At 65.6% G+C, this 17,908-nt stretch carries 14 protein-coding genes; 8 read left to right on the top strand and 6 right to left on the bottom strand.

From position 1 onward, the window contains the following. Positions 1 to 135: 135 nt before the first annotated feature. From BRADO_RS13735 to BRADO_RS13725, 3 genes are read right to left on the bottom strand one after another with little or no spacing between them, the layout of a single operon-like run. Positions 136 to 795 carry a glutathione S-transferase family protein gene (locus BRADO_RS13735; RefSeq protein WP_244423033.1) on the bottom strand — a complete coding sequence of 220 codons (660 nt, stop codon included), beginning with the start codon at positions 793 to 795 and terminating at the stop codon, positions 136 to 138. Positions 796 to 822: 27 nt separating this feature from the next. Beyond that, on the bottom strand, positions 823 to 1,308 hold the full coding sequence (locus BRADO_RS13730; RefSeq protein WP_041756466.1) for an SRPBCC family protein: 486 nt from the start codon (positions 1,306 to 1,308) through the stop codon (positions 823 to 825). Further along, positions 1,301 to 1,636 (bottom strand): helix-turn-helix transcriptional regulator, encoded by a 336-nt coding sequence (locus BRADO_RS13725; RefSeq protein WP_011925932.1) that lies wholly within the window; start codon positions 1,634 to 1,636, stop codon positions 1,301 to 1,303. The genes BRADO_RS13730 and BRADO_RS13725 overlap by 8 nt, the downstream gene beginning before the upstream one ends. Positions 1,637 to 1,839: 203 nt before the next feature. Here BRADO_RS13725 and BRADO_RS13720 point away from each other — a divergent pair, with 203 nt between their 5' ends. Beyond that, a complete protein-coding gene (locus tag BRADO_RS13720; protein ID WP_041756464.1) occupies positions 1,840 to 3,243 on the top strand; it encodes a methyl-accepting chemotaxis protein in 1,404 nt (467 codons plus the stop codon). 164 nt (positions 3,244 to 3,407) lie between these two features. Here the strand turns inward: BRADO_RS13720 and BRADO_RS13715 are convergent, their stop codons facing one another. Further along, positions 3,408 to 5,018 carry an ABC transporter substrate-binding protein gene (locus BRADO_RS13715; protein WP_041756463.1) on the bottom strand — a complete coding sequence of 537 codons (1,611 nt, stop codon included), beginning with the start codon at positions 5,016 to 5,018 and terminating at the stop codon, positions 3,408 to 3,410. Between the two features lie 253 nt (positions 5,019 to 5,271). On the opposite strand from BRADO_RS13715, the gene BRADO_RS34980 reads away from it, so the two are divergent. Further along, positions 5,272 to 5,412 (top strand): hypothetical protein, encoded by a 141-nt coding sequence (locus BRADO_RS34980; RefSeq protein ID WP_157872560.1) that lies wholly within the window; start codon positions 5,272 to 5,274, stop codon positions 5,410 to 5,412. A gap of 151 nt (positions 5,413 to 5,563) precedes the next feature. Here BRADO_RS34980 and BRADO_RS13710 read toward each other — a convergent pair whose 3' ends face one another. Together BRADO_RS13710 and BRADO_RS13705 are read right to left on the bottom strand one after the other, a co-directional pair. Next, positions 5,564 to 7,177, bottom strand: a complete 1,614-nt coding sequence (locus BRADO_RS13710) for an ABC transporter substrate-binding protein (RefSeq protein WP_011925929.1) — start codon at positions 7,175 to 7,177, stop codon at positions 5,564 to 5,566. Between the two features lie 430 nt (positions 7,178 to 7,607). Further along, positions 7,608 to 9,215, bottom strand: coding sequence for an ABC transporter substrate-binding protein (locus BRADO_RS13705; protein ID WP_011925928.1), 1,608 nt, complete (start codon positions 9,213 to 9,215; stop codon positions 7,608 to 7,610). A gap of 273 nt (positions 9,216 to 9,488) precedes the next feature. Between BRADO_RS13705 and BRADO_RS13700 the strand changes: the two genes are divergently transcribed. The 6 genes from BRADO_RS13700 to BRADO_RS13675 all read left to right on the top strand — a co-directional run bounded on the left by BRADO_RS13700 (position 9,489) and on the right by BRADO_RS13675 (position 17,894). Next, the gene (locus tag BRADO_RS13700) at positions 9,489 to 10,619 is read left to right on the top strand and encodes a M20/M25/M40 family metallo-hydrolase (protein ID WP_011925927.1); all 1,131 of its coding nucleotides are present in this window, start codon (positions 9,489 to 9,491) and stop codon (positions 10,617 to 10,619) included. A 545-nt stretch (positions 10,620 to 11,164) separates the two neighbouring features. After that, complete coding sequence (locus BRADO_RS13695; RefSeq protein WP_011925926.1) at positions 11,165 to 12,106, top strand: ABC transporter permease; 942 nt, start codon at positions 11,165 to 11,167, stop codon at positions 12,104 to 12,106. 11 nt (positions 12,107 to 12,117) lie between these two features. Then, positions 12,118 to 13,008 carry an ABC transporter permease gene (locus BRADO_RS13690; RefSeq protein WP_011925925.1) on the top strand — a complete coding sequence of 297 codons (891 nt, stop codon included), beginning with the start codon at positions 12,118 to 12,120 and terminating at the stop codon, positions 13,006 to 13,008. A 111-nt stretch (positions 13,009 to 13,119) separates the two neighbouring features. After that, positions 13,120 to 14,766: an ABC transporter ATP-binding protein gene (locus BRADO_RS13685; protein WP_011925924.1), complete on the top strand. Its 1,647-nt coding sequence runs from the start codon at positions 13,120 to 13,122 to the stop codon at positions 14,764 to 14,766. A gap of 222 nt (positions 14,767 to 14,988) precedes the next feature. Beyond that, a complete protein-coding gene (locus BRADO_RS13680) occupies positions 14,989 to 16,494 on the top strand; it encodes a M81 family metallopeptidase (RefSeq protein ID WP_011925923.1) in 1,506 nt (501 codons plus the stop codon). A 236-nt stretch (positions 16,495 to 16,730) separates the two neighbouring features. Then, positions 16,731 to 17,894 carry a M20 aminoacylase family protein gene (locus BRADO_RS13675; protein ID WP_011925922.1) on the top strand — a complete coding sequence of 388 codons (1,164 nt, stop codon included), beginning with the start codon at positions 16,731 to 16,733 and terminating at the stop codon, positions 17,892 to 17,894. Positions 17,895 to 17,908: the final 14 nt, after the last annotated feature.

Raw genomic sequence — 17,908 nt, 5'->3', positions numbered from 1 at the left:
TGTTCCGACGATCAACCTAAAGAGGTCATGCGACATTGTGTTATATATAACGTGAAATACGTTACTCACGGTGCCCTGGCGGCCGCGTCGTGACGCGGCCCACCTGCCACCCATCTGAACAAGCTACTGAACAAGCTACGCCGCCTGCGCGCGCGCCATCAGCTGCGCCATCGTCGTCGCCTGGAAGCTCGGCTGCGCTTCCAGCCGCTCGACCCACGCGACGAGATTGGGATGCGCCGCCGTCAGCTCGGTCCATTCCGGCGTCAGCGACAGGAAGCTCGCTTGCGGGCCGGCCTGCAGGTCGGCGAGTGAGAGCCGGTCGCCGACCATGAAGGGCTGATCGCCGAGCAGGCGCGACAGCTCGGCGGTGACCGCCCTCGCCTGCGGCATCGCGCGCGCGATGGCGGCTTCGTCGCAGGCGGTGCCGAAGAATTGTGGGCCGATGATGCGCTGGAAGATGATGACGTTGCAGACACCCTGGAACAGGTACCAGTCGCTGATGTTCATCACCTGATCCATGCGCGCGGCCTGTCTCGCGTCGTTGGGCGTCAGGGCCGGCTCGGGCCGCACGCGGTCGAGATAACGCAGGATCGCCTGGGTCTCGTACAGCATGAAGCCGTCATGCGCGAGCGCCGGCACGCGGCCGAATGGATGCCGCTGAAAATGGGCGGCGGATTTCGACTCCCCGGGAGCCATGGCCGCCAGGCGATAGGGCGCCCCCTTCTCTTCCAGGGTCGCCAGGACGCTGCGCCCGAACGGGCTCCCCGGCACGGAATGGACGACGAACTCGGACATCACGTTTCTCCCGCTCACGATGAACCGTTAGGACGACGATGACGGACGCTCGGCCTCGGCGGCAAAGCGCTGCAGCAGACCGGGCCAGCCGCCATCGACATCCCGGCGCATCGACGCGCCGGCCGCCTCGCCCATGGTCTCGAACTTGTGGTGCACGAGCTCGATGCGGGTCGTCTCGGCCTCTTCCGCGAAGAAGCGGACATCGACCTCCGAGCGCATCGCTGCATCCGGCTTCCATTGCGCGTTGATCTGCCAGAGCATCACGAAACGCTGCGGCGGCTCCCATAGCGTGATGGTCGCGACCACCGTCTCAGTCCCGTCGTCGGATATTTCCACCCAGCGCCCGCCGAGCTTCGGCTCGATCAGCACCTTGTCGATCGGCTTGCCGCCGACGCCGTGCGTGTGCGGCCACCAGCGGGTCAAACCGCTGGTGAACACGGCAAAGGCATGATCGATCGGCGCTCGCACGCGGACCTGTTTCCGCACCGCCGCAATCACGACACCCTCACTCATGCCCGTCCCTTGTCCGATTCCTGTGCCGATGCGATCGCTCGGCCTCGATCTTGAACGCCAGCAGCGCATCGTCCCAGAAGCTGTCGAGCCAGTCGCGCAGTTCGGCCAGTCCTTCTCGCCGCAGCGAATAGATGCGCCGGACGCCCTCGCTGCGCTCCTCGACCAGGCCGGCGTCCTTCAGCACCTTGAGATGCTGCGACACCGCGGGCCGCGACACCGGCAGCCCGGCGGCAATGGCGTTGACCGCAGCCGGCCCGCTGCGCAAGCGCTCGAACACCTGCCGCCTGGTCTGGTCCGCCAACACCGTCAACGCGGTTTCGTAAGCCATAACTTACCGTAAGTCGTTACTTACGTATGGTCAAGTGACCGTCAGGGAGGATTCGCGCCACCGCCGGTTGCACCCCGGAAACCAGCCGTTAACCAAACCCCGAGCAAGTTGGTCCGCAACCGCCGTCATGAACAGCGGTGACACCGGGCGCGAGGCCGCCCGCGCGCGCCACGCATGCGCATTTGCCGGGATTGAGAGACACGATGCTGGGATTCCGCAGCCGCAAGACCGATCATCAGGAGGTCTCGCCCACGTTCGACAACGCGGCCCTGGAGGCATTCCAGGACGCCCTCGCGCAATGTCTCGACGACTGGGCGGAAGGCAGGCTCAACCGCGACCTGGCCGATATCGACGCGGCCGCGTTGCGCGCGAAGCTGAAGCCGCAGCTGGTCGAGGCCATGCACCGCCTGAGCAACGCGCTGGCCTCGCGCGCCTCGCAGGACCTCGACTCCATTGTCGATCTCTGCATCAACAGCAACGAAGCCTCGATCAGCGCGGCGCGCCTGATCGGGGCCTCGAACAACCAGTCGGAGCGCTGCCAGAGCCTGGCCTCGGCGTCGGTGCAGATGCAGGCGTCGGTCCAGACCATCAGCGCGACATCGACCGCGGCGGCCGACGAGGCGGCCGCCACGCGCAGGGCCGTCGAGGAGAGCGTGACCGCCGTCCGCGGCACGCTGCAGACCATGAACGGCATCGCGAGTTCGGTGCGCGATACCTCATCCAAGATCGCTGATCTCAGCGCAGCTTCGGCGGAGATCGGCTCGATCGTCGGCACCATCGACGCGATCGCAAACCAGACCAATCTGCTGGCGCTGAACGCAACCATCGAGGCCGCGCGCGCCGGCGAATTCGGCAAGGGCTTCGCCGTCGTCGCCGCGGAAGTGAAGAATCTGTCGCAGCAGACGACCAAGGCGACCGAGGACATCAAGGGCCGGATCGAGCGGCTCCAGGCCGAGATGAGCGGCATCGTCGAGGCCATGGCCGGCGGCGCCAAAGCCGTCGAGGTCGGCATGACCGAAATGACCAATCTGGCGCAGACCATCGATCAGGCCGGCGCGCGCACCGCCACCGTGAGCGCCAAGATGGATGAGATCTCAGGCATCCTTGCCGAGCAGACAGCCGCGACCGACGAGGTGGCGCAGGGCATCACCCTGATTGCGGACCTTGCGACCGCCAATGCCAATGAGGTGATGTCGCTCGCCGACACGATGGGCCGGACGGACAGCAAGGTCGGCAAGATGCTCGGCGACATCTCCAAGCTCGCGCTGGACAATCAGGTGGTGCGGCTTGCCAAGGCCGACCACGTGATCTGGAAGAAGCGCTTGATCGACATGTCCGTGGGACGGCTGCAGTTGCGCGCCGACGAACTGTCAGACCATCACAACTGCCGGCTCGGCAAATGGTACTACGGCGAAGATGGCCGGCGATTTGCCGGCGACGCCGCGTTCCGCCGGCTCGAACGGCCCCACGAAGCCGTGCACCGCCACGGTAAGGAGGCCGCCCGCCTGTTCAGCTCCGGCCGCATCGACGAGGCGCTCAACGAGATCGGCAAGGTCGAGATCGCCTCCAGCGAGGTGCTGGCGGCGCTCGACGACATCAAGACATAGGCCCGCGATTGCGTAGCCCGGATGAGCGCAGCGACATCCGGGTTCTCATGACCGCGCGTGGGAACCCGCATCTCGCTGCGCTCATGCGGGCTACGCTCGCTCATCAGCAAGACACAAGGCGATCCTCTATCCCCGCGTCATTCCGGCGTGGCGCGTAGGCGCCCCTACTCGCTCTTGTCGACGTTCCAGAACACCGGCACGGCCTGCCCCTCCAGCACGCCGCTGATCGATTTGCGCCAGGCGCTCGGCATGAACCATTGCCCGAGCGGCACGTAGATCACCTGCTCGTAGACCTCCTTCTGGATGTCGGCGGCGATGCGCTTTTGATCCGCAGGGGTGCCGGCCTTGGCGAAGGCGTCGCGCAACTCCTCCATCTTCGGGTCGTCGGGCCAGCCGAACGGGCTCTTCTGGCCGCGCGCGCTGACGAAGGTGCTGCCGATCGGATTGCCGGAGTCGGCGATCACCGAATTGGTGAAGAACATGTTCCAGCCGCCTTCCTTCGGCGGCTTCTGGCTGGCGCGGCGCGTCACCACGGTCTGCCAGTCGGTGGTCTGCAGATCGACCTTGAAGCCGGCCGCGCGCAAGAGCTGCGCCGCGATGACCGGCTGCGCCTTCAGCGTGATCGCGTCGCCCGGCGCCAGGATCACCACCGGCGTGCCGTCATAGCCAGCCTCGGTGAGCAGCTTCCTGGCCTGCTCCATGCCGTTGCCCTTGACCAGTGTTTCCGAGCCGATATCGGTCTCGAGCGGCGTGCCGCAGCCGAACACGGCGCCGCAGATCGTGTAGTATTTGGAGTTGCCGACCAGCGCGTCGAGCACGTCCTTCTGGTTCAGCGCCAGGAACGCCGCGCGGCGGACCTTAACATTGTCGAACGGCGGAAACAGGAAGTTCATCCGGCCCAGCGTCTGGTAGCCGAACTTGTTCAGCACATTCATGGTGAGATCGGGATTGGCTGACAGCACCGGCTCGAGATCGAGCGGCGGAAATTCCATGAAGTCGATGTCGCCGGATTGCAGCGCGTTGACCGCGGTCTGTGCGTCGGGCATCGCGATCCACTCGACGCGATCGACCTTCACGACCTTGCCGCCGGCGGTCCAGCTCGGCGGCTCCTTGCGCGGCACGTAATCGGTGTTCTTTTCATAGACCGCCTTCACGCCGGGCTGAAATTCGCTCTTCACGAACTTGAACGGACCCGACCCGATCTGCTCGGAGATCTGCTGGTTGGCGGGCGTCTCGGCGAGCCGCTTGGGCATCATGAACGGCACGTAGGACGACGGCTTGCCGATCGATTCGAGCACGAGACCATAGGGCTCCTTGAGCTTGAGCGTGATGGTCTTGGCATCGGCGGCCTCGAGCGAGGCCGTGGCGTCCATCAGCTTCTGGCCCATGCTGTCGTTGCGGCTCCAGCGCTTCAGCGAGGCGACGCAGTCCTCTGCCGTCACCGGTGTGCCGTCATGCCATTCCAAGCCGTCGCGCAGAGTGAAGGTGTAGGTCAGCTTGTCGTCGGAGACCTTCCACTCGGCCATCTGCGGCTGCACTTGGAACTTGGCGTCGGTGCCGAGCAAGGTGTCATAGACCATGTAGCCGTGGTCCCGGGTGATGTAGGCGGGCGTGAACACGGGATCGATCACACGCAGATCGGAATGCATCACCGCCGTGACGGTCTTCTTGCCGGCCGCGAACGCGCCGGACATCGTGCCCGCGGCGACAGCCATGACTGCGGCAACCAGAATTGAAGTCAGCGCAGAGGAGGCCCGGCGCGAAGGATATGACATGCGATCTCTCTTGACGTGAGCGTCCATTCGACGGCCTGACCAGATCAAAACCTCACGATCCGTCGCGAGGCGTTGGACAGACGCCGAGCAAACAGGATCGCGCGCGGAAGACTTGCAGCAGTTCCCGCCAAGGTCAATCGCCGCGGCTGCATAGGTTGGCGCGCCGGGCCGCACGGCCTCAGGCAGTCCCGTCTCGCGATCTGGAACTCCGTATGAGCTCGGCCGTTCTCAACGGCAAATGAGGAGCATGATCATGACGCGCGACGCCGGGAAGCCCCATGACGACCGACGCCCGCCTGCCCCGATCCGCGGCGGCAAGACGCCGCCACCGGATCAGCTCATTCCGCCCCTGATCGTCGACGGCCCGGAAGCCGTCCGCGATCCCTATTGCTGAATGATATCGTAGGGTCGGCAAAGGCGCGGCACCACTCTCTCCTCATACGATGCGGAGATGGCGCCGTGCCAACCGTACCGAGGAGCACGCTGCCTGACGATGGGCACGCCGCCGCGTCGCGACCGCTTTGCCCACCCTGCGGCAGCGATGATTAGTCCTTCTTCTCGATGTTCCAGAACACCGGCGTGGCCGGGCCGTCGAGGACGCCGCTCAGCGACTTGCGCCACACGCTCGGCCCCAGATACTGACCGAGCGGAATGTAGATCACCCGCTCGTAGTTCAGCTTCTGGATCTCGGTCGCGATCTTTTTCTGCTCCTCGGGCGATGAGGCGCGCGCAAAGGCGTCGCGCAGCTTCTCGATGTCGGCATCCTCGGCCCAGCCGAACCAGCCGCCCTTGGTGCCGCGGCCGCCGACCGACACGTTCGCCACGGGATTGGCCACGTCGGCGCCGACCCAGTTGGTGAAGAACATGTTCCAGCCGCCCTCCTTCACGGGCTTCTGGCTGGCGCGCCGTGTCACCACGGTCTGCCAGTCCGTCGCCTGCAGGTCGACCTTGAAGCCGGCCTCGCGCAGCAGCTGCGCCGCGACGATCGGCTGCGCCTTGAGCGTGACCACATCGCCGGGCGCCATGATTGCGATCGGCGTGCCGTCATAGCCGGACTCGGCGAGCAGCTTCTTGGCTTCCGCCATGCCGTTGCCCTTGATCAGCGTCTCGGCGCCGACATCGGTCTCCAGCGGCGTGCCGCACACGAACACCGCGCCGCAGATCTTCTGATACTTGGCATTGCCGACCAGCGCGTCGAGCACGTCCTTCTGGTTCAGCGCCAGGAACGCCGCGCGGCGAACCTTCACGTTGTCGAAGGGCGGGTTCAGGAAGTTCATCCGGCCGAGCGTCTGAAAGCCGAACTTGTTCAGCACGTCGAGCGTGAGCTCGGAGTTCGCCTCCAAGACCGGCAGCAGCTCATAGGGCGGCGCCTCCATGAAGTCGATGTCGCCGGACTGCACCGCGTTCACCGCGGTCTGCGCGTCGGGCATCGTGATCCACTCGACGCGATCTACCTTCACCACCTTGCCGCCCGCCGTCCAGCTCGCCGGCTCCTTGCGCGGCACGTAGTCGGTGTTCTTCTCGTAGACCGCTTTCACGCCCGGCTGGAATTCCGCCTTGACGAATTTGAACGGGCCGGAGCCGATCTGCTCGGGAATCTGCTGGCCTTGCGGCGTCTCGGCGAGGCGCTTCGGCATCATGAACGGCACGTAGGACGACGGCTTGCCGATGGACTCGAGAACCAGGCCGTAAGGTTCCTTCAGCTTGAGCACGATGGTCTTGGCGTCCGGCGACTCCAGGCTCGCCGTGAAGTCCATCAGCTTCTGGCCCATGCCGTCGTTCCGGCCCCAGCGCTTCAGCGAGGCAACGCAATCCTCGGCGGTGACGGGCGTGCCATCGTGCCACTTCAGGCCGTCGCGCAGCGTGAACGTGTAGGTCAGCTTGTCGTCCGACACCTTCCAGTCCGCCATCTGCGGCTGGACCTTGAAGCTCGAATCGGTGGCGACCAGCGTGTCATAAACCATGTAGCCGTGATCACGGGTGATGTAGGCGGTGGTGAAACCGGGGTCGATGACACGCAGGTCGGAGTGCATCACTGCGGTGATCGTCTTCTTGCCGGCAGCAAATACGTCTGGCGCGAGACCTGGCGACAACAGGACAGCGGACGCAACGAGCCATGACGCGAGCGCGGAGCGAGCCCGGCGCAATTGAGGTGACATGCGATCTCTCTTGACGTGACGGGGTGAACGACGGCCTCGGGACTGACCGAGACACGGGGCGACCGCTGGACGTCGCTCTTTCGCTCTTGAGGGTGTCGGCCCAGCGCTCATTCCGCAGTCCAAAGACTTGCAACAGTTGGCGCGCGCGTCAATCGGCTTTGCTGTCGCCGTTCGTCGCTGCCGTGCATCCTATTACCAGCCGCGCTCCCGTAGGGTGGGCAAAGGCGCGGCGGTGCTATTTGTAGGAGCAGAACGGGAGAGGCGCCGTGCCCACCATCTCGTCACCGCCAGCATCTCATCACTGAATGTTCTGCCCGGCGGTGGGCACGCCGCCGCCTAGCGGCGGCCGCTTTGCCCACCCTACGGTGCACCGCATGAAAAAGCGGCGGAGTTGCCTCCGCCGCTCGTATCGCTCGCAATCGCCCGCGAGCTACTCGCTCTTGTCGATATTCCAGAACACCGGCGTCGCCGGGCCGTCGAGCACGCCGGTCAGCGACTTGCGCCAGCCGCTCGGCAGCAAATACTGGCCGAGCGGGATGTAGAGCACCTTCTCGTAGTTCAGCTTCTGGATCTCGGTCGCGATCTTCTTCTGCTCGTCAGGCGAGGATGAGCGCGCATAGGCGTCGCGCAGCTTCTCGACCTCGGCATCCTCGGCCCAGCCGAACCAGCCGCCCTTGGTGCCGCGGCCGCCGACCGAGACGTTCGCGACCGGATTGGCCACGTCCGCACCGACCCAGTTGGTGAAGAACATGTTCCAGCCGCCTTCCTTGATCGGCTTCTGGCTGGCGCGCCGCGTCACCACGGTCTGCCAGTCCGTTGCCTGAAGATCGACCTTGAAACCGGCTTCGCGCAGCAGCTGCGCCGCAACCACCGGCTGTGCCTTCAGCGTGGTGACGTCGCCGGGCGCCATGATTGCGATGGGCGTGCCGTCATAGCCGGACTCGGCGAGCACCTTCTTGGCTTCCGCCATGCCGTTGCCCTTGATCAGCGTCTCGGCGCCAACATCGGTCTCGAGCGGCGTGCCGCACACGAACACCGCGCCGCAGACCTTCTGATACTTGGCATTGCCGACCAGCGCGTCGAGCACGTCCTTCTGGTTCAACGCCAGGAACGCGGCGCGGCGAACTTTCACATTGTCGAACGGCGGATGCAGGAAGTTCATGCGGCCGAGGGTCTGATAGCCGAACTTGTTGAGCACGTCGATCTTCAGATCCGGGCTCGCCTCCAGCACCGGCAGCATGTCGTAGGGAAGGTTTTCCATGAAGTCGATGTCGCCCGACTGCAACGCGTTCACCGCGGTCTGCGCGTCCGGCATCGTGATCCATTCGACGCGATCGACCTTCACGACCTTGCCGCCCGACGTCCAGCTCGCGGGCTCCTTGCGCGGCACGTAGTCGGCGTTCTTTTCGTACACCGCCTTCACGCCCGGCTGGAATTCAGCCTTGACGAACTTGAACGGACCCGAGCCGATCTGCTCCGGAATCTGCTGGCCCTGCGGCGTCTCGGCGAGACGCTTCGGCATCATGAACGGCACCAGCGACGATGGCTTGGCGATCGACTCCAGCACGAGGCCGTAGGGCTCCTTCAACTTCAGCACGATGGTCTTGGCATCCGGCGCTTCGAGGCTCGCCGTAAAGTCCATCAGCTTCTGGCCCATGCCGTCATTGCGGCCCCAGCGCTTCAGCGAAGCGACGCAGTCCTCCGCCGTCACGGGAGCACCGTCGTGCCACTTCAGACCATCACGCAGGGTGAAGGTGTAGGTCAGCTTGTCGTCCGAGACCTTCCAGTCCGCCATCTGCGGCTGGACCTTGAAATTCGAATCGGTCGCCAGCAGCGTGTCGTAGACCATGTAGCCGTGGTCACGGGTGATGTAGGCCGTGGTGAATCCAGGATCGATCACGCGCAGGTCCGAATGCATCACGGCAGTGATCGTCGTCTTGCCGGCCGCCAGGGCCCGTGTGCTCACCGCCGTCGAGAGCGAGAGCATGGCAACGGCGGTGGCGAGCGCCAGACCTTTCCGGCGCGAAATATGGAACATGACGAGAGTCTCCTAGAGGCGAATGATTTGACCTGAAACTGATCAGACTCAGGTCATTCGTTGGGCGTGCAGATCAATCCTTGGGCGAACTAACACGCTGTCAATCGAGCGCTTTCGACACTTGCAGAGCGTGCCTTGGGCGTCAATCCGCATTCACTGCATGCCCCTCTCGCCGCAACATGGCGTTAACGCCCGCATAGCTTTCGCTTTACAAGGCGCACGCAACTGTCGTCTCGTAGCGCCGATCACGACAAGACTTTCAAGAGAGCACAGATGAATCCAGCCGATCTTCCGTTCGATACCGAGGCCATGCTGCAGGGCTTGCGCGGGTGGGTGGAGTGCGAAAGTCCGACCTGGGACGCCGCCGCCGTGGAACGCATGCTGGACCTCGCCGCGCGCGACATGGCGATCATGGGTGCGACGATCGAGCGCATCGCAGGACGGCAGGGATTCGCCGGCTGCGTGCGCGCCCGCTTCCCGCATCCGCGACAAGGCGAGCCGGGCATTCTGATCGCCGGCCACATGGACACGGTTCATCCCGTCGGAACACTCGCCCAGCTGTCGTGGCGCCGCGACGGCGGCAAATGCTACGGCCCCGGTATCTGCGATATGAAGGGCGGCAACTATCTTTCGCTGGAGGCGATCCGGCAACTGATCAAGGCGTCCGTCGCGACGCCGCTGCCGATCACTGTCTTGTTCACGCCCGACGAGGAGGTCGGCACGCCGTCGACGCGCGACATCATCGAGGCCGAGGCGAAGCGCAACAAATACGTGCTGGTGCCCGAGCCCGGCCGTCCCGACAACGGCGTCGTCACCGGCCGCTATGCAATCGCGCGCTTCAATCTCGAAGCGACCGGGCGTCCGAGCCACGCCGGCGCGAGGCTGGCCGCTGGCCGTTCCGCGATCCGGGAAATGGCGCGGCAGATTCTCGCCATCGACGCGATGACGACGGAGGATTGCACGTTCTCGGTCGGCATCGTACATGGCGGCCAATGGGTCAATTGCGTCGCGACCACCTGCACCGGCGAGGCGCTCAGCATGGCCAAGCGGCAGGCCGATCTCGATCGCGGCGTCGAGCGCATGCTGGCGCTCTCCGGCACCACCGACGACGTCGCCTTCAAGGTCACGCGCGGCGTGACGCGGCCGGTCTGGGAGCCGGATTCCGGAACAATGGCGCTGTACGAGAAGGCACGCAGTCTTGCCGAGCAGCTCGGCATGTCCCTGCCCCACGGCTCGGCAGGTGGCGGCTCGGACGGCAACTTTACCGGCGCGCTCGGCATCCCGACGCTCGACGGCCTCGGCGTGCGCGGCGCCGACATGCACACCCTCAACGAGTACATCGAGGTCGACAGCCTCGCCGAGCGCGGCCGCCTGATGGCGGGTCTGCTCGCGACGCTGGCCTGAGGCTTTAGCAACTTAGCTCTAGGGTGGGCAAAGCAGCCGCCGCAGGCGGCAGCGTGCCACCATCGTGCAGCGCAGCTCACAGGAATATGGTGGGCACGGCGTTACCGCGGTCTCGTTCTTGTGAGACAGTAAGGCCGGGCGGGATCCCGTAGCCCGCATGAGCGCAGCGACATGCGGGGTCATCGCCGCCGCTTGCGAGACCCCGGGGTCGCTTCGCTCTCCCGGGCTACCCACCTGCTGCTGCGCAGCAGCACGGTTTCATTTTCCGGGACCGCAGCGCGCTTGTCGACATTCACCTTGCCCCGCGCGCATGATGGCATGCGGCTTGCAAAGTTTGGTGCGAAAGTTCGCCGCAAAGTGCCGCGACATTGTTCGCAATTGCGATCACGCCGATCACCAATCTCCATCCGCGTGCACGCGCAGGGCCGCGAACACCGGAGATCTTGAAAGCCATGAACCTTGCAAGCCATGACCATCGGTGACATGCAGACTCACTCTCGACGTCACGCGCGTCGGCCCCGCACCATGACAACGGTTCTCTCGAGATGATCGGTTATCTGCTTCGCCGCATCCTCGCATCCATCCCGGTGATGGGCGTGGTCGCGCTGTTCGTTTTTCTGCTGTTGCGATTGACGCCCGGCGATCCCGCCGCGATCCTCGCCGGCGACAACGCGACACCCGAGCAGTTGGAGCGCATCCGCACCACACTCGGATTGAACGAGCCGCTCTACATCCAGTTCGTCACCTGGATCAATCAGCTGCTGCATGGCGATCTCGGCGTGTCGCTGATCTCCAAGGTGCCGGTGCTGCAGATGATCGGCCAGCGCATCGAGCCGTCGATCTCGGTGGCGATCTCGACCATCATCCTGTCGATCCTCGTCGCCGTCCCGCTCGGCGTCATCGCGGCGTGGAAGCACGGCACCTGGATCGATCGCTTCGTGATGGCGCTCTCGGTGCTCGGCTTCTCGGTGCCGGTGTTCGTGATCGGCTACATCCTGATCCAGGTGTTCGCGATCAATCTGCGCTGGGTCCCGGTGCAGGGCTTCAAGAGTCTCAGCGTCGGCTTCGGCCCGTTCTTCGAGCGCATCATCCTGCCGACCTGCGCGCTGTCCTTCATCTATGTCGCGTTGATCGCGCGCATGACGCGCGCGGCCATGCTCGACGTGCTCGGTGAGGATTTCGTGCGCACCGCGCGCGCCAAGGGCGTCAGCGAGATAGCGGTGCTGCTGCGTCACGCGCTGCGCAATGCCGCCGTGCCGGTCATCACCGTGATCGGCTCGGGCTTCGCGCTGCTGATCTCTGGTGTCGTCGTCACCGAGAGCGTGTTCAACCTGCCGGGCATCGGCCGCCTCACGGTCGATGCGGTGCTGGCGCGCGACTATCCGGTCATCCAGGGCATGATCCTGTTGACCTCGTTCATCTACCTCGCGGTCAATCTCCTGATCGACCTCGCCTACACCATACTCGATCCACGCATCCGCTACTGAGGCCGCATCCGATGGCGATCGTTACCACTCCAGAGCCGTCGATCCCGGTCACCACGCGACTGGGGCCCCGCTTCGGCTTTCTCACCTCGACCCCGATCATCGCGGTGGCCACCGTGTGCCTGACGCTGATCGTGATCGTGTCGATCCTGGCGCCGCTGCTGGCGCCGCATGATCCGGTGCTGCTGGCGCCGGCGCAGCGGCTTAAGCCGGCGAGCGCGCAGTACCTGCTCGGCACCGACGCTTATGGCCGCGACCTGTTGTCGCGCACCATCTATGGCGGCCGCATCTCGCTCCTGGTGGGCGTTGGCGCCGCCGTCATCTCGATCGCGATCGGGCTGGTGATCGGCCTCGTCTCCGGCTTCTTCCGCTGGGTCGACGCCATCATGATGCGCGTGATGGACGGCCTGATGGCGATCCCGAGCATCCTGCTCGCCATCGCCGTGGTGTCGCTGTCCGGCGCCAGCGTCGGCACCGTCATGATCGCGATCACCATCGTCGAGATCCCGCGCGTTGCGCGTCTCGTCCGCTCGGTCGTGCTCACCGCGCGCGAGGAGCCCTATGTCGAGGCCGCGATTTCATTGGGCACATCGATGCCCAAGATCATGTGGCGGCACCTGATGCCGAACACGATCGCGCCGCTGATCGTGCAAGGCACCTACATCTGCGCCGCCGCGATTCTCACCGAGGCGATCCTGTCGTTCCTCGGCGCCGGCATTAGCCCGGAGACGCCGACCTGGGGCAACATCATGGCCGAGGGCCGCTCCTACTTCCAGATCAAGCCGTCACTGATCTTCTGGCCGGGCCTGCTGCTGTCGATCGCCATCCTCTCGATCAACCTGATCGGCGACGCCGCCCGCGATGCGCTCGACCCGCGCATGAAGCAGCGCGAGGCCGGCAAGTGAAACTGATTTTTCGTCATCGCGAGCGAAGCGACGCGATCCAGGGGCCGCGCCCGGAGCCCCTGGATTGCTTCGTCGCTTCGCTCCTCGCAATGACGGTGGAGAAATGAGCACATGACCGACACCATCCTCGACATCGACAATCTCGTCGTCACCGTCGGCAAGACCAGGAACCCCAACGGCCCGCGCATCATCGACGGCGTCTCGATCAAGGTCGAGAAAGGCGAGACGCTGTGCGTCGTCGGCGAGAGCGGCTCCGGCAAATCGGTGACCTCGCTGACCACGATGGGGCTGCTGCCGAAGAACGCGCTGCACCCGGTCAGCGGCAGTGTCAAGCTGGTTGGCGAGGAACTGCTCACCGCGACGGATCGCCGGCTGCGCGAGCTGCGCGCCACCAAGATGGCGATGATCTTCCAGGAGCCGATGACCGCGCTCAATCCGGTCGTGCCGGTCGGCCGCCAGATCGACGAAGTCTTGCGCGCGCATACGTCGCTCGACGGGCGCGCGCGCCGCAAGCGCATCCTCGACATGATGGAGCAGGTCCACCTGCCCGACGTCGAGCGCATCTTCGGCTCCTACCCGCACCGCCTGTCCGGCGGCCAGCGCCAGCGCATCATGATCGCGATGGCGCTGGTGCTGGAGCCGAAGCTCCTGATCGCCGACGAGCCGACCACCGCGCTCGACGTGACCACGCAGAAGCAGATCCTGTCGCTGATCCGCGAGCTGCAGCACGACCACGGCACCGCGGTGCTGTTCATCACCCACGATATGGGCGTCGTCGCCGAGATCGCCGACCGCGTCGCGGTGATGCGCCAGGGCCGCCTGGTCGAGACCGGTGCGCTCGACAAGATCCTGCGCGCGCCCGAGATGGACTACACGCGCAATTTGCTTTCCTCGGTGCCGAGCCTGATCCCACGCCCGCCGCGTCCCGACAGTGCCGAGCCGGTGGTGCTGGAGACCAACGACCTCGGCAAGGTCTATCGCGAGCGCTCGTTCCTCGGCAAAGCACGCGAGGTCGTGGCCGCGCAGAACGTCTCGCTCACCTTGCGCAAGGGCCGCACGCTCGGCATCGTCGGCGAAAGCGGTTCGGGCAAATCCACCGTGGCGCGCTGCATCGTCCGCCTGATCGATCCGACCTCCGGCGGCGTCCGCCTCGCCGGCCACGAGATCTCGATCCTGACGCGGCGACTCTTGCAGCCGCACCGCAAGCGCATCCAGATCGTGTTCCAGGATCCCTACCGCTCGCTCAATCCGCGTCTGACGGTCGGCGAGAGCATCGCCGAGGGACCGGTCAATTACGGCACGCCGCACGACAAGGCGATGGCGCGGGCGCGCGAGCTGCTCGAGCTGGTCGGCCTGCCCGCGGACGCGATCTCGCGCTATCCGCACCAGTTCTCCGGCGGCCAGCGCCAGCGCATCGCAATCGCCCGCGCGCTCGCGCTCGATCCCGACGTGCTGGTGGCCGACGAGGCGGTGTCCGCGCTTGACGTCTCCGTGCAGGCGCAGGTGCTGGAGCTGCTCGACGAGATCCAGCGCCGGCTCGGCATCGCCATCCTGTTCATCACCCACGACCTGCGCGTCGCCGCGCAGATCTGCGACGAGGTCGTGGTGATGCAGAAGGGCCGCATCGTCGAGCAGGGTCCGGCCGGCGAGATCCTGACTCATCCGAAGGAAGCCTACACCAAGTCCCTGCTCGAAGCCGCCCCCGGCCGGAACTGGGATTTTGCAAACTTCCGCCCGGTCTCGGAGGCGGTGGCCTAAGGCCGTAGCCCGCATGAGCGACAGCCGGCGCGCGATCGCGCGGCGGCGAAAGCGACATGCGGGGTCTCACGAGCTGCAGCGACGAACCCGGATGTCGCTGCGCTGATCCGGGCTACGCGTGGGCGCTGCCGCCGCATGCAAAACGGCATCGCTCCATCGCTTGCGCCGGCCGCGAGCCGCAGTCTAACGTCGTGCGGCAAATCAACGGCCTGAGGCGGAGTGATGACGCGCGTCGCGATCGGTGGCTTCCTGCACGAGACCAATACGTTCGCACCGACGAAAGCCGACTACGACGACTTCATGCATGGCGGCGGCCGCGCGTCGATCGCCGATGCGGCCTCCGTGCTGACGACCATGCGCGGCATCAATGCCGGTCAGGCCGGCTTCATCGCGGTGGCGGAAGCCCATGGCTGGGACATCGTGCCCAGCATCGCCTGCGCAGCGAGCCCCTCTGCACATGTGACCAGGGACGCCTTCGAGCGCATCACGACCGTGTTGGTCGACCGCATCAAGGCGGCGCTGCCGCTCGACGGCGTCTATCTCGACCTGCATGGCGCGATGGTGACCGAGCATCTCGACGATGGCGAAGGCGAGATCCTCGCGCGCGTCCGTCAGGCGATCGGCCCCGACGTGCCGATGGTCGCGAGTCTCGACCTGCACGCCAACGTCACGCCGGAGATGATGGCGCATGCGGATGCGCTGATCGCCTATCGCAAATATCCGCACACCGACATGGCCGACACCGGCCGCGCCTGCGCGGAACACCTCGCGCTGCTGCTGCGCACCAAGAAGCCGCTGGCAAAAGCGTTCCGGCAGCTGCCGTTCCTGATCCCGATCAGCTGGCAGTGCACCAACGACCAGCCCACCAAGGGCATCTATGAGAAGCTCGCCGCCATGCAGAGCGAGGCCGTGCCGACGCTGTCCTTCGCGCCCGGCTTCCCGGCCGCCGACTTCGCCCACTGCGGGCCGAGCGTGTTCGCTTATGGCCGCACCCAGGCCGACGCCGACGCCGCGGCCGACGCGGTCGCGGCGATCGTCGCGGGACACGAGAATGATTTCGACGGCCGCATCTACACGCCGGATGAGGGCGTGCGGCATGCGATGACGCTGGCGAAGACCGCGACGCGGCCGATCGTGATCGCCGACACGCAGGACAATCCAGGCGCCGGCGGCGATTCCGATACCACCGGCATGCTGCGCGCGCTGGTGCGCAACCGTGCGAGCCGCGCGGCGATCGGCATGATCTACGATCCGCAATCGGCGCTTGCAGCTCACGCGGCCGGCGAAGGCGCGACCGTCACGCTCTCGCTCGGCGGCAAGAGCGGCATTCCCGGCGATGCGCCGTTCGAGGAAAGCTTCATCGTCGAAAAGATCTCCGACGGCCGCTTCATCGCGCCCGGCCCGTTCTACGGCGGCCGCAGGATGGAGATGGGACCGTCCGCGGCCCTGCGCATCGGCGACGTCCGGGTGGTCGTCGCCTCGCACAAGTCACAGCTCGCGGACCAGGAGATGTACCGCTTCGTCGGCATCGAGCCGACAGAGCAGGCGATCCTGGTCAACAAGAGCTCGGTGCATTTCCGCGCCGATTTCGAGCCGATCGCCGAACAGCTCCTGATCTGCGCCGCCCCCGGCGCAATGCCCGCCGATCCCTCCACCCTGCCCTGGACTCGTTTGCGCCCGGGCATACGCCTCAAGCCGAACGGCCCGGCCTTCGGAGTCAAAGGATGAGGACTTTGTTGTTCCAGCAGCGGCCTCATGGTTCGAGACGCGCCGAAGACGGCGCTCCTCACCATAAGGGGCTGAAGTTTCGCCTTATGAACACGTCTCGCCACACCCACATCCTCATCCTGAGGAGCCCGCCCCTTGGCGGGCGTCTCGAAGGATGGGCCGCAAGCTCGGTCGCAGACCAGTCTCTTTGCACCGCCTCCTGACTGCTCCCTTTTCACTCAACGGACACGCAACCCATGCCCACGATCGACCGTATCCAAGGCTACGCCGACGAGCTCACCGCCATCCGCCGCGACCTGCACGCGCATCCCGAGATCGGCTTCGAGGAGACGCGCACCTCCGGCATCGTCGCCGAAAAGCTCGCTCAATGGGGCATCGAGGTGCATCGCGGCCTCGGCGGCACCGGCGTGATCGGCGTGCTCAAGGGCAAGGGCGACAGCGGCAAGACAATCGGCCTGCGCGCCGACATGGACGCGCTGCCGATGGAGGAGAACACCAATCTGCCCTGGCGCTCGACCATTCCCGGCCGCTTCCACGGCTGCGGCCATGACGGCCACACCACGATGCTGCTTGGCACCGCGCGCTATCTCGCCGAGACGCGCAATTTCGACGGCACCGTGCATTTCATCTTCCAGCCGGCCGAGGAAGGCCTCGGCGGCGCGCGCGCGATGATCAAGGACGGGCTGTTCCAGAAATTCCCCTGCGACGAACTCTACGGCCTGCACAACGCGCCGGATCTCGAACACGGCGAGATCGCGATCCTGCCCGGCCCGGCAATGGCCGGCGCCGACTTCTTCGATATCAGAATCTCCGGCTATGGCGCCCATGGCGCGATGCCCGAGCGCTCCAAGGACGCAGTTGTGATCGCGACCAGCGTCGCGCAGGCGATCCAGACCATCGTCAGCCGCAACGTCGAGCCGCTGCAGGCCGCCGTGGTCTCGATCACGCAGATCCATGCCGGCTCCGCCTACAACGTCATTCCGGGCGACGCCTGGCTCTGCGGCACCGTGCGCGCGTTCTCCGACAATGTCCGCGCGCTGGTGCGCGAGCGCATGCGCGCGATCTGCGCCGGCGTGGCAGCCGCCTTCAACTGCGAGATCGACGTCGACATCCGCGACACGTTCAGCGTCCTGGTCAACCAGGAGGAGCAGTCCAAGGTCGTCGAGGAGGTCGCGCGCACCGTCGTCGAGCCGTCCAAGGTCATCACGCGCTCGACGCCGAAGATGGGCAGCGAGGATTTCGCCGACATGCTGCAGACCATCCCGGGCGCCTATTTCTGGGTCGGCCATGATGGCTCGGTGCCGGTGCACAACCCCGGCTACGTGCTCGACGACAAGATCCTGCCGATCGGCGCGAGCATGTTCGCAAGGATCATCGAGACCCGTCTGGCGGCGGCCTAACGCCGCCTGACGTA

It is taken from the genome of Bradyrhizobium sp. ORS 278 (genome assembly GCF_000026145.1).
Lineage (GTDB): Bacteria > Pseudomonadota > Alphaproteobacteria > Rhizobiales > Xanthobacteraceae > Bradyrhizobium.
This window is presented reverse-complemented; position numbering and strand designations above follow the sequence as displayed.